The sequence below is a fragment of the Planotetraspora silvatica genome (assembly GCF_016863315.1).
Taxonomy (GTDB): domain Bacteria; phylum Actinomycetota; class Actinomycetes; order Streptosporangiales; family Streptosporangiaceae; genus Planotetraspora; species Planotetraspora silvatica.
The window spans coordinates 70437-83117 of sequence record NZ_BOOQ01000013.1 but is presented as its reverse complement, the minus strand read 5'-3'; the positions used below and the strand labels follow the sequence as shown (position 1 = coordinate 83117).

The 12681-nt window shown below is 69.8% G+C and carries 10 protein-coding genes; all 10 read left to right on the top strand.

Going from position 1 to position 12681, the window contains the following annotated elements; translation table 11 throughout:
* Positions 1–70 precede the first annotated feature (70 nt).
* Positions 71–1414 (top strand): formimidoylglutamate deiminase, encoded by a 1344-nt coding sequence (locus tag Psi02_RS11260; RefSeq protein WP_203973403.1) that lies wholly within the window; start codon positions 71–73, stop codon positions 1412–1414.
* Positions 1415–1468: 54 nt separating this feature from the next.
* Positions 1469–2617: an imidazolonepropionase gene (gene hutI, locus Psi02_RS11255; protein WP_203973402.1), complete on the top strand. Its 1149-nt coding sequence runs from the start codon at positions 1469–1471 to the stop codon at positions 2615–2617.
* A 230-nt stretch (positions 2618–2847) separates the two neighbouring features.
* On the top strand, positions 2848–3783 hold the full coding sequence (locus Psi02_RS11250) for a sigma-70 family RNA polymerase sigma factor (RefSeq protein ID WP_203954860.1): 936 nt from the start codon (positions 2848–2850) through the stop codon (positions 3781–3783).
* Between the two features lie 289 nt (positions 3784–4072).
* Positions 4073–5383, top strand: coding sequence for an ammonium transporter (locus tag Psi02_RS11245; RefSeq protein WP_203954859.1), 1311 nt, complete (start codon positions 4073–4075; stop codon positions 5381–5383).
* Positions 5380–5718, top strand: a complete 339-nt coding sequence (locus Psi02_RS11240; RefSeq protein ID WP_203887678.1) for a P-II family nitrogen regulator — start codon at positions 5380–5382, stop codon at positions 5716–5718. The genes Psi02_RS11245 and Psi02_RS11240 overlap by 4 nt, the downstream gene beginning before the upstream one ends.
* A gap of 4 nt (positions 5719–5722) precedes the next feature.
* A complete protein-coding gene (locus Psi02_RS11235) occupies positions 5723–8035 on the top strand; it encodes a [protein-PII] uridylyltransferase (protein ID WP_239094795.1) in 2313 nt (770 codons plus the stop codon).
* Between the two features lie 243 nt (positions 8036–8278).
* Positions 8279–11140, top strand: coding sequence for a sensor histidine kinase (locus tag Psi02_RS11230; RefSeq protein ID WP_203973401.1), 2862 nt, complete (start codon positions 8279–8281; stop codon positions 11138–11140).
* Positions 11137–11556 (top strand): roadblock/LC7 domain-containing protein, encoded by a 420-nt coding sequence (locus tag Psi02_RS11225; protein WP_275409590.1) that lies wholly within the window; start codon positions 11137–11139, stop codon positions 11554–11556. The genes Psi02_RS11230 and Psi02_RS11225 overlap by 4 nt, the downstream gene beginning before the upstream one ends.
* A gap of 18 nt (positions 11557–11574) precedes the next feature.
* A complete protein-coding gene (locus tag Psi02_RS11220; protein ID WP_203954857.1) occupies positions 11575–11934 on the top strand; it encodes a DUF742 domain-containing protein in 360 nt (119 codons plus the stop codon).
* A complete protein-coding gene (locus tag Psi02_RS11215) occupies positions 11915–12499 on the top strand; it encodes a GTP-binding protein (protein WP_373315676.1) in 585 nt (194 codons plus the stop codon). Before Psi02_RS11220 ends, Psi02_RS11215 begins: the two co-directional genes overlap by 20 nt.
* Positions 12500–12681 lie beyond the last annotated feature (182 nt).

Here is a 12681-nt window from a genome sequence, read left to right as displayed (position 1 = left end):
TAGAGTGTCAGGATGCCGCCGGCTCCGGCCGTAGCGGGCCGGACGAGTGCGGCGCTGCTCTGGAGGATCTGTGCGTGTGACCTACTGGTGCGAGATGGCGTGGCTGCCGCCCGGTGAGGTCGTGGAGAACGTGGCCGTGATCGTCGACGGTGTGCGCGTCACGGAGGTGTATCCCGGCGTCCCCGCTCCGCCCGGAGCCGTACGGCTGGCCGGACTGACCCTGCCGGGCCTCGCCAACGCCCATTCGCACGCGTTCCACCGGGCGCTCCGGGGCCACACGCAGACGGGCAGGGGCAGTTTCTGGACGTGGCGCGAGCAGATGTACGGCGTGGCCGGCCGTCTCGATCCGGACACCTACCTGGCGCTGGCCAGGGCCGTCTACGCGGAGATGGCGCTGGCCGGGATCACCTGTGTCGCCGAGTTCCACTACCTGCACCATGGCCCGGGCGGCGTGCCGTACGACGATCCCAACGTCATGGGCCACGTTCTGGTGCGTGCGGCGAGGGAGGCCGGTCTGCGGATCGTGCTGCTCGACACGTGCTATCTCACGGGTGGCATCGGCGACGCCCTCACCGGGCCCCAGGTGCGCTTCGGGGACGGCGACGCGGACGGCTGGGCGTCGAGGGCCGAGGAGTTGGCCCTGTCGTATGAGGGCGCGGAGGACGTGGAGATCGGCGCCGCGGTCCACTCCGTGCGTGCGGTGCCGCCCGAGCAGATGCACGTGGTCGTCGACTTCGCCCATCGGCACTCCGGGCCGCTGCACGTCCACGTGTCCGAGCAGCGCGCCGAGAACGAGGCGTGTGTCGAGGCCTACTCCGCCACTCCCGTGCAGGTGCTGCATGAACACGGCGTCCTCGGGCCGCGCTCGACCGCCGTGCACGCCACGCACCTGTCGGATGTGGACGTGGCGCTGCTCGGAGGCTCGTCCACGCACGTGTGCATGTGCCCGACGACCGAGCGCGACCTCGCCGACGGCATCGGGCCGGCCCGCAGATTGCTCGACGCCGGGTCGCCGATCACGCTGGGCTCCGACAGCCAGGCGGTGATCGACCTGTTCGAGGAGGCCAGGGCCGTCGAACTGGACGAGCGACTGGCCAGCAGGGAGCGCGGGCACTGGCGTGCGGCCGACCTGCTGAACGCGGCCACCGCGGCGGGCCACGCCTCGATGGGTTACCCGGACGCCGGCAGCCTGGTCCCCGGGGCATGGGCCGACCTGGTCTCCGTCCGTCTCGACTCGGTCCGTACGGCGGGGGCGACACGGCTGACGGCCGCCGAATCCGTGGTGTTCGCCGCGACGGCGGCCGACGTCCACTCGGTGATCTCGGGAGGCCGCATGATCGTCGAGGACGGTCTGTACACGCTCGGCGACGTCGGCGCTCTCCTGCGTGACGCCGTCGCGCGGGCCCGCGAATAGCGGGTTTGCGCCCCGCGGCCGGTGGCGAGGAAACGAAATCGTGGAGCGAGGGCGATGAGTTCAACGGTGTTCGACGGGATCGGCCTGCTGTACACGGCGGACCCGTTCCGTGAGGAGATCGAGGACGCCGCGCTGGTGGTGGAGGACGGTGTCGTCCGATGGATCGGGCGGTCCGCCGACGCGCCCGCGGCGGACGAGCGGGTGGACGCGGAGGGGCGCGCGGTCATTCCCGGGTTCGTCGACAGCCACTCCCACCTGGTGTTCGCCGGGGACCGCACGGCGGAGTTCGCCGCGCGGATGGCGGGGGAGCGTTACTCGGCGGGCGGCATCCGCACCACGGTCGCCGCGACCAGGGAGGCGACCGTCCCCGAACTCGCCGCCACCACCGCGCTGCTGGTGACCGAGATGACCGCTCAGGGCACGACGACGTTCGAGATCAAGAGCGGCTACGGCCTGACGGTCGAGAGCGAGCGCCGCTGCCTGGAGATCGCCGGCCAGTTCACCCCGGAGACGACCTATCTCGGGGCCCATGTCGTACCGCCGGAGACGACGCCTGACGACTACGTCCGCACGGTGACCGGACCCATGCTGGACGCGTGCGCGCCCCACGCGCGATGGGTGGACGTGTTCTGCGAGCGCGGCGCCTTCGACGAGGACCAGAGCAGGGAGATCCTGGCCGCGGGGATCAAGGCGGGACTGCGGGCGAGGATCCACGCCAACCAACTGGGCGAGGGCCCCGGCGTGCGGGTCGCCTGCGAGATGGGAGCGGCGTCGGCCGACCACTGCACCCATCTGACCGACGCGGACGTGGCCGCCCTGGCGGACGCGGGCGTGGTCGCGACCCTGCTGCCCGGGGCCGAGTTCTCCACGCGCTCGCCGTACCCGGACGCGCGCCGACTGCTGGACGCCGGGGTCACCGTCGCGCTCGCCACCGACTGCAACCCGGGCTCCTCGTTCACGACGTCGATGCCGTTCTGTGTGGCCCTCGCCGTGCGGGAGATGCGGATGACGCCGCTCGAGGCCGTGCGCGCGGCCACCCGCGGCGGGGCGCGGGCCCTGCTGAGGAACGACGTCGGCACGTTGCGCGAGGGGGCCCAGGCCGATCTCGTGATGCTGGACGCGCCGTCCTATGTTCATCTCGCCTACCGGCCGGGCGTGCCATTGGTGGCCCAGGTGTGGCGGTCGGGCCGCAGGGTTGTTTGATCACTCTCCGGTGGGGTAATCGGCCCTTTCTGGGGGTCACATCCTCCTTGGGGATGAATCCGAAACCATTCCGCGGGCGTATTAATTTAGGGAATCTTTGCCCTGGATAAACCGTTGTGAGGTTCAGGACGTCGAAGTCGAGGAATCCGTGTTCATCGCGGGGGATCCGGCTCCGAGGCCGGCTTCTAACACGGTGCACACTGCGGCGCGGCGGAACGAGGTGCCATCGAATGGCGACGGGGAATCGGACGCAGGATCAGCAGGTATCCGACCGGGATCTGTTGGGGACATATCTCGCCGAGATCGGGCGGGTGCCCCTTTTGACCGCGGAGCAGGAGGTCGAGCTCGCCAAGCGCATCGAGGCAGGCCTGCTCGCGGAGCACCTGCTCGACAGCGGCAGGGTGGAGCCCAAGGTCTCTGATGCGGCCGATGAGGAGCTTGAGCGCATAGCGATTTCCGGGAGGCGGGCGAAGGATGAGTTCATCCAGGCCAACCTGCGTCTCGTGGTCGCGGTCGCGAGGAAGTACTCGGGGCGGGGGATGCCCCTGATCGATCTCGTCCAGGAGGGCAACCTGGGGTTGGTACGGGCGGTCGAGAAGTTCGACTACCAGCGGGGGTACAAGTTCTCGACCTACGCGACGTGGTGGATCAGGCAGTCGGTGGGCCGGTCGATCCACGAGCAGGCGCGCCCGGTGCGGCTGCCCACACACGCGGGGGAGCAGATGACGCGCCTGATGCGCGTCCGCCGCGACATGCTGGCCGAGTTCGACGCCGAGCCGACCGACGCCGATCTGGCGGCGGTGCTCGACCTGCCGATCGAGCGGGTGCAGGAACTGCGCCGCTGGGCCTCCGACCCCGTGTCCCTCCAGCTCGGAGTGGGCGACGAGGACGAGACCGAGCTCGGTGACATGATCGCCGACGAGACCTGGGCGGATCCCGAGCAGCAGGCACTCGCCACGCTGGAGAAGGAGCGTCTCGAGGAGTGGCTGACCGGCCTCGAAGGCCGTACGCGGGAGATACTCCGGTGGCGTTACGGCCTCGTCGACGGCCGCGAGCACACCCTCACCGAGGTGGGGGAGCGCTACGGCATCGGCCGCGACCGGGCCCGGAGGCTGGAGCGGGACGCGCTGACGCGGCTGCGGAAGATGGCCACCGCCGCCGCCTGACCCCCGCCGGAAACCTGCACGACGCACGGCGGGCGGGTCTTTCCCGGTCTTTCCGCGACGCGCACCCCTAAGGGGTGCGCGTTTTGCGTTCTCCGGGGTGTCCGAAACCTCCCTGTAACGCTCGTTCACTGTGTTTCACAGATGTGAAACACGAAGAGGCGTGACCTGAAACGGCGAAAGAACACGCTGTCGCCAACGTCAGTGCGCCCGCCGGCCGACGATGCCCCGGACGAAGCCACTGCGGGAGTGATAACCGGCCACACGGCAAATTGTAAGGAGGGCCGCGTCGATGAAGATCGATACCGGCACCACCGCCTGGATGATCACAGCCACCGCCCTGGTGCTGCTGATGACTCCCGGCCTCGCGTTCTTCTACGGGGGCATGACCAGGGCCAAGAGCGTCCTGAACATGATGATGATGTCTTTCGTCAGCATCATCACGGTGACGATCGCATGGGTGATCTACGGTCACGCGTTCGCGTTCGGCACCAACGGCAACGACACCCTGAACAAGTTCATCGGTGGTCTCAAGGAATTCGGTCTGCAGTCCCTGGTCGACACGGCGACCAAGGACGACGGCACCGGCATGCCCAGCCTGGTCTTCTCCGCGTTCCAGCTGACATTCGCCATCATCACGGTGGCGCTGATCAGTGGTGCGATCGCGGACCGGGCCAAGTTCGGCGCCTGGGTCGTCTTCTCCGTGGTCTGGGCGACGGTCGTGTACTTCCCCGTCGCGCACTGGGTGTGGGGCGGCGGCTGGCTGACCCAGCTCGGCATTGAGGACTTCGCCGGTGGAACCGTGGTCCACGTGAACGCCGGTGCGGCAGGTCTCGCACTGGCCCTCGTGATCGGCAAGCGGGCGGGCTGGCGCAAGGAGCCGATGCGGCCGCACAACCTCACCCTGGTCCTGCTCGGCGTCGGCCTGCTGTGGTTCGGCTGGTTCGGCTTCAACGCGGGCTCCGAGTTGGCCGTCGACGGCACCGCCGGTCTGGCCTTCATGAACACCCAGATCGCCACGGCGGTGGCCGCCGGCGCCTGGATCCTGGTCGAGAAGTTCCGTGACGGTCACTCCACGACGCTGGGCGTCGCCTCCGGTGCGGTCGCCGGTCTCGTCGCCATCACCCCGGCCTGTGGTTTCGTCGACCCGTGGGCGGCCATCGTCATCGGCGCCATCGCCGGCACGGTCTGCGCCTACGCCGTCGGCCTCAAGTACAAGCTCGGTTTCGACGACTCGCTCGACGTGGTCGGCGTGCACCTCGTCGGTGGCGCTCTCGGCGCCATCTCGCTCGGCTTCTTCGCGGCCTACCCCTTCCTCGACCCCCAGGCCCCGGGCCTCTTCTACGGTGGCGGTCTGACGCAGCTCGGGCGGCAGGTGCTCGGCCCGGTCGTGGTGGGCCTCTACTCGTTCGTCCTGGCCTGGATCATCGGCAAGATAATCGACAAGACGATGGGCTTCCGGGTCTCGCAGGAGGAAGAGGTCACCGGCATCGACATCACCACCCACGCCGAGACCGGCTACGACCTCGGCACCATCCACTCCTCGGGGGTGGCCTCCGTCAACGGGCCCGTCCCTGCTGAGGCGAAGAAGGTTGACGCATGAAACTCATCACGGCAGTGATCAAGCCGTTCAAGCTCGACGACGTCAAGGCGGCGCTGGAGCAGTTCGGCATCAAGGGCATGACGGTGAGCGAGGCCAGCGGCTACGGCCGGCAGCGCGGCCACACCGAGGTGTACCGCGGGGCCGAGTACCAGGTCGACCTGGTGCCCAAGGTCCGTCTTGAAGTCCTGGCGGAGGAGGACGACGCCGAGGACGTCATCGACGTGATCGTCAAGGCCGCGCAGACCGGCAAGATCGGCGACGGCAAGGTCTGGTCCGTCCCCGTGGACACGGTCGTCCGGGTCCGCACGGGGGAGCGCGGGCCGGAGGCTCTGTAACCGGATGATGAGGGGGGAAGCTCGTTCGTTCGCCGCGGCCCGTAAGGATCGGGCCGCGGACATCGACAGGTGGCTCACCGATCTGTTCCGCACGGCGGGTGCGCAACCGTACGCACGCGAGGGACGGGCGGGGCCGGGCCCCAAGAGCGGTTTCCCCGACGAACGCGGCGCGCCCGGTCCCAACGGGATCGGCGGCGTCGCACTCGTGGCGGTCGGCAGCCTGGGGCGAGGAGAACTCGCCCCAGGTAGCGACCTCGACCTGGTGCTGCTCCACAACGGCCACGACGATGTCGCGCGCATCGCGGACCGTATCTGGTACCCCATCTGGGACTCCGGGATCGGGCTGGACCATTCGGTCCGTACGGTCGACGAGGCCGTCAAGGTGGCGCGCGAGGACCTGAAGGCCGTGCTCGGCCTCATCCAGGCCCGCCACATCGTGGGCGATCCCGAGCTCACGCGCGCGGCCCGCGAGGCCGTGCTCGCGGAATGGCGCGCGGACTCCCGGCGCAGGCTCGCCGAGCTCAGGATGGCGGCCGACAAGCGGGCCGAGTCGAGCGGTGAGCTGGCCTTCCTCCTCGAGCCCGATCTGCGGGACTCCAGGGGCGGCCTGCGAGACGTGCAGGCGATGCAGGCCGTCGCCGCCGCCTGGGTGGCCTCGGCCCCCGGCCCGCGGGTACGCGAGGCCTACGAGTTCCTGCTGGACATCCGGCACGGCCTGCATCTGGTCACCGCTCGCGGCGCCGACCGCCTGGTCCTCCAGGAGCAGGACGCCGTCGCGGGAACGCTCGGCCTGCTGGACGCGGAGGCGCTGATGCGCCGCCTCGCCGAGGCCGGCCGGACCATCTCCCATTCGTTCGACGCCACGTGGCGGACCGTCGACAGGTTGTTGTCCGGTCCCGCGCCGAGAGGCCGCCGTCCGCTCGCCGACGGCGTGGTGGAGCACGGCGGCGAGGTCGTCCTCGCCCGCGGCGTGAGCCCGCGCAAGGACCCGACGCTGGTGCTCCGCGCGGCGGCCGCCGCCGCGGAGGCCGGGCTCCCTCTCGCGCCCGCCACCGTCTCCGTGCTCGCCGCGCAGTCGCCTCCCCTCGACGTGCCGTGGCCCGAGGACGCCCGCGCCGCTCTCGTGGCGCTGCTCGGCGCCGGGCGCGCCGCCGTACCGGTGTGGGAGGAACTGGACCAGGCGGGCATCCTGGTGCGTCTGCTCCCCGACTGGGAGCGGGTGCGGCACCGCCCGCAGCGCAATCCCGTGCACCGTTACACGGTCGACCGACATCTGATCGAGGCCGCGGCGGGGGCGGCGTCGTTCACCCGTGAGGTCTCGCGGCCCGACCTGTTGCTGATCTCCGCGCTCCTGCACGACATCGGCAAGGGATGGCCCGGCGACCACTCGACGACGGGTGAGGTCGTGGCCCGTGACATCGGCGCCAGGATCGGCCTTCCGCCGGCCGACGTGGAGATCGTGTCCACCGTCGTCCGCCATCACCTCCTGCTTCCGGAGACCGCCACCCGGCGCGATCTCGACGACCCGGTGACCATCGCGCGGGTGGCCGAGGCGGTCGGGTCGCGGGAGGTCCTGGAACTGCTCGCGGCCCTCGCCGTCGCCGACGGCAACGCCACCGGCCCGGCCGCGTGGAACTCCTGGAAGGCGTCCCTGGTGTCCGACCTGGTCCGCCGGGTCAGGTCGGTCCTGTCGGGCACCCCGCCCACGCCTGCGCCCGTCCTGTCGGAGGAGCAGGCGGCCCTCGCACGGCACGGCGGCGGCGCCGTACGGGTCAACAAGGGGGCCGTCACCGTGGTCGCGCCCGACCGGCCCGGACTGCTATGGAGCGCAGCCGGGGTGCTGGCCGCGCACCGGATGGTCGTGCGGTCGGCGTCCGCCGCGTCCGCCGGTTCCACCGCCGTGATCGAGTTCGTCGTCGTGCCCGAGTACGGCACGCCCCCCGACCCCGCGACGCTGGAGGCCGATCTCCGTCTGGTCCTCGCCGGGCGTCTCGACATCGAGGCGAGACTCGCCAGGCGGACGAGGTCGATCCGGCCGCCCCGGGTGCCGGTGGCGCCGCCCCGCGTCACCCTCATCGACGACGCGTCCAGCACGGCGACCGTGGTCGAGGTGCGCGCACACGACCGGCCGGGACTGCTTTGGAAGATCGGCCGCGCGTTCGGCGAATGCGGTCTTGACGTGAGGGCTGCTCGCGTAGAGACTCTCGGCGCGGAAGCCGTCGACGTCTTCTACGTGGCGGACCGGAACGGCCATCCCATCGCTGACGAGGAACAACGGGCCCAGGTGCGTGAGCACGTGCTGGCCGCTCTGCGGTGAGATGGGCGACGATCGTCTTTCCTGTTGGTAACGATTGGGTGAGCCGCCATCCGTACGGCCTCCGGTGCCCTTGACCTTGTGGTCGAATTGTCCCCGCCTGTATAGCTATGTAACTTCATGCTGTCCAGACCCATGAAGACATGCCGAAAGATGGCGGGGCCGGTGAGCACGGAGCAGTCGAAAAGCGAAAAACACGCGCGGTCGAGGCGTTTCGCGCCGCGTAACTGGCGGGTGCCCACCCGCGTGACGGCCCTCATCGTCGCTCCCACGCTGGTGGCCGTGCTTCTTGCCGGCATCCGCGTCGTGGGGTCGATCGAAAGCCTCAACGGATATCAGCAGGTGAGGCAGAGTGCGGAGTACTCCGTCCGGCTGAGGGATCTCATCCAGCAGCTGGGCCTTGAACGGGACATCAGCACTTGGGGTCCCAAGCGCAAGATCAAGCTGGGCACGGGCAAGACCATCACCCTCGCCCAGCAGACAGTGGTCGTGGACGGCCTGGCCAAGCAGGTGAACGCCGATCTCGACGGGATCGACGCCGGCTACGGCGTCCGCGCCGAGCAGGATGCCGAGCAGGCGGCCACGGGGCTGACGGGGCTGGCCAAGCTGCGGGACAAGAGGGAGATCGACGGCTACACCACCCTCATCGCCACACTCCTGCGGCTGCACGACGAACTCGCGCAGACCAGCGACGACCCTGAAGTGGTCGGCGACGCGCGCGCGCTGACCGCGCTCGCCCACGCGAAGGAGGAGGCGTCCGAACAGCGGGCGACCCTCACCAGGGAACTGCTGGAGCACAAGCAGCAGTTCGTGGGTACCGAGCTGACGGACTTCATCGCCTCCCAGTCGCGGCAGCAGTCGGACACCGACACCTTCATCACCGAGAGCCAGCCTGAGCAGTCGAAGCAACTGGTGACGCTGCTCAGCGACCCCGATGTCGTCGAGGCCGAACTGGCCAAGGCCTGGGCGATCCAGCTCGGGACCCGGAACACGCCGCTGTCCACGTACAACGCTCTAACCCGTACCCAGACTCTGCAGCGCTGGTTCCAGGACAGCACCAAGACCATCGACCAGATGGCCACCGTCGAGCACCGGGTCTCGGCCTCGGTTCTCGACCGCGCGCGGGGGTTGCAGTCGTCGGAACAGCGCAACGTGCTGATCGCCGGTGGCCTGATCCTCGCGCTGCTCCTCCTGGTCCTCGCCACCACCGTCCTCATCGCGCGCTCGATGGTCCGGCCGCTGCGCCGCCTGCGCGCCGAGGCGCTCGAGATCGCGGGCCTGCGCCTGCCGGACATGGTCCGGCGGATGCGCGAGTCGGACGACACGAGCGAGCCGCATGTGCGGCCGATCTCCGTCGGCACAGAGGATGAGATCGGTGAAGTCGCCCAGGCCTTCGACGAGGTCCACCGGCAGGCCGTCCGCCTGGCCGCGGAGGAGTCGCGCCTGCGTTCCAACGTCAACGCGATGTTCGTGAACCTCTCGCGCCGCACGCAGACGCTGGTGGAACGGCAGATCGCCCTGATCGACGGTCTGGAGCGCGGTGAAGAGGACGGACAGCGTCTGTCCGACCTGTTCAAGCTCGACCACCTGGCCACCCGCATGCGCCGCAACAGTGAGAACCTCCTGGTCCTCGCCGGGCACGAGCCCGCGCGCAAGCGAAGCCAGCCCGCGCGCCTGGTGGACGTGGTCCGCGCCTCCCTGTCGGAGATCGAGGACTACGAGCGTGTCACGGTCAAGGTGCACCGCAGCATCGCGATCGCCGGGCACGCCGCCAACGACATCGTCCACCTGGTCGCGGAGCTCGTCGAGAACGCCATCGCGTTCTCGCCGCGCAACACCCGGGTCATCGTGTCGAGCAGTCCCGTCGAGGGCGGGGCCGTCATGCTGGGGGTGAGCGACGCCGGCATCGGCATGTCCCCCGAGGAAGTGGCGGACATCAACCACCGCCTGGCCGAGCCGCCCACGGTCGACGTGTCGGTGTCGCGGCGCATGGGCCTGTTCGTGGTCGGCCGCCTCGCGCTCCGCCACGGCATCCGGGTGCAGATGCGCCGCGGTGACCAGGGCGGCATGATCGCCATGGTGCTGTTCCCCGCCGAGATGATCTCCAACGCCGACCAGGCGGCCCCCGCGCAACCTGCGACGGCCACGGTCGGGGCGTTCGCCGATCAGCCCCAGATGGGCGGCGGCGCGTCCGCTTCGGGCGGTTTCCAGTCCTGGAACGCGCCTCCGGCGGCGCCCGAGGCGACCGGGACGTTCTCACCGTGGACGTCCTCCGCTCCGACGCCGCCGGCCAACGGGCTGCCCACGCGCAGATCGCCCGGCCATGACGGCGGGCCTCTGGCGGCCGGTGGGGAAGCCCGTTCCGGCGCATCTTCCGACACGGGCGCCTTCGCGCCCTTCGGCGCTCCGCCGGAGGAGACCACGGCGAGCTTCCCCGCCGTGTCGGACACCGCCGGCGGTCTGCTGCCGGGCCGGCAGAGGCCGGGACGTCCCACGTTCACCGAGCACTCCGGAGCCTTCCCCATCATGGAGCCCGGAGAGGCGACGGGGCCGCTGCCGGTTGTGGAGGACGCTCCGCTGGAGCGCGGTGACGAGTACCTGCCGATCTTCGCAGCCGTGGAGTCGGCCTGGTTCCGGCGTCCGGCGCCCAACGGCGCGGGCACGCCCGCGCCGGGCCCGAACGAGCAGGCGGGGCACGCGGGGAACGGGAAGGCGCCGGATTCCGGCTTGTCGCGTCCTGCGGCGGCCGGCACACCCGGGAGGCAGACCGGTCCCGTTCCGGGGCCGCTCGACCCGCCCGGTGCGACTTCTGAGCAGGGGGCCTGGTGGTCCCGCGCGGACAGCGGCTTCGAGAAGGCGGCCGGTGTGGCGAAGGATCCCACGCAGGGCGGGGTGACGGCGGCAGGTCTGCCGAAGCGGACGCCGAAGGCCAACCTGGTACCTGGTTCGGTGGGCGGGGACACCCCGGCCCCCGCGCCACGTCCCCCGGTGTCGGCCGACGCGGTCCGCAGTCGTCTGTCGAGCTTGCAGCAGGGTGTACGGCGGGGCCGTGCCGATCTGGCCGGAGGATCCGCTGATGGCTTGGGAAATGAGGAGGAGGGCTCGTGACTGAGCTGAGCGTGGAAGCACGCAGGTTCGACTGGCTGATCACCGAGTTCGTCGGTTCCACGCCGGGTGTGGCACACGCGGTGGTGGTGTCGGCCGACGGTCTGCGGCTGGCGCAATCCGACGGCTTCCCGCATGACCGTGCCGACCAGTTGGCGGCCGTGGCCGCCGGTCTGCTCAGCCTCACGATGGGCGCCTCCCGGGTGTTCGAGGGCGGCTCGGTCACTCAGACCGTCGTGGAGATGCAACGCGGGCTGCTGCTGGTCATGGCGATCAGCGACGGCTCGTGCCTGACCGTGCTGGCCGCCCCCGACTGCGACATGGGCCTGGTGGCTTACCAGATGACCCTGCTCGTTGAGCGGGCCGGTCAGGTGCTCACGCCGGCGCTCCGCGCCGAGCTTCAGGTGTCTCGCCGATGATCACCGTCGGAGAGGGGTATGCGCGGGTCTGACGGGACAGAGGACGAGCCTCTGTTCCGTCCGTACGCCGTCACCGGCGGGCGTTCCGAGCCGCGTTACCACATGGCGATGGAAACGCTCGTATCATCGGTGGCCTTGATGAGCGACGAATACTCCCTGCTCACCCCTGAGCAGGAATCGATCATGATGTTGTGCCGTTCCGTACGATCGGTCGCGGAGATCTCGGCGTTGCTGCGGGTCCCGCTCGGCGTGGCCAGGGTGCTGATCGCCGACATGGCCGACGAGGGTCTGGTCCGGCTGCACATGCCGCAGCTCAGCCAGGGACAGCCAGACCTCAACCTGCTCGAAAGGGTGCTCAGTGGACTACGCAGGCTCTAGCCGTGGTCTGACCTCGACGAAGATCGTCGTCGCGGGTGGGTTCGGCGTGGGGAAGACGACCTTCGTCGGGGCCGTCTCGGAGATCCTTCCCCTGACGACCGAGGCCGTGATGACCGACGCCAGTGCGGGAATCGACGACCTCGGGCTCACACCGAACAAGACGACGACCACCGTCGCCATGGACTTCGGCCGTCTCTCGCTGGACCAGGACCTGATCCTGTACCTGTTCGGGACTCCCGGCCAGCACCGGTTCTGGTTCATGTGGGACGACCTCGTCCGAGGCGCCATCGGGGCCGTCGTGCTCGTGGACAGCCGCCGGCTGGCGGACTGCTTCCCGGCGATCGACTACTTCGAGGAGGCGCAGTTGCCCTTCCTGGTCGCGCTGAACGGCTGGGACGGCAGCTTCGTCCACACGGAGGACGAGGTCCGGGAGGCTCTGTCCCTTCCGCCGCACGTCCCCGTCGTGCGCACGGACGCGCGGTCGAGGGACGCGGTGAAGTCGACGCTCATCAACCTGGTGGAGTACGTTCTGACGGTTCGTGCGGCGTACGGCCGGGCTCTCTGACGGGTTTCGGACGCGTTCCGCGCCACGGGCGCGGAGGTTTCAAGGGCGGCGCCTGACAAGGCGTCGCCCTTGTTCGTTGTCGGAGGAGTGACCTCCTTGCCGACGGGGCACAATTTGCTAATAAAGACAGCCTGATATTTGACCAATTAACGCCATACACATCCCTCTTTAGGCTATTTGGG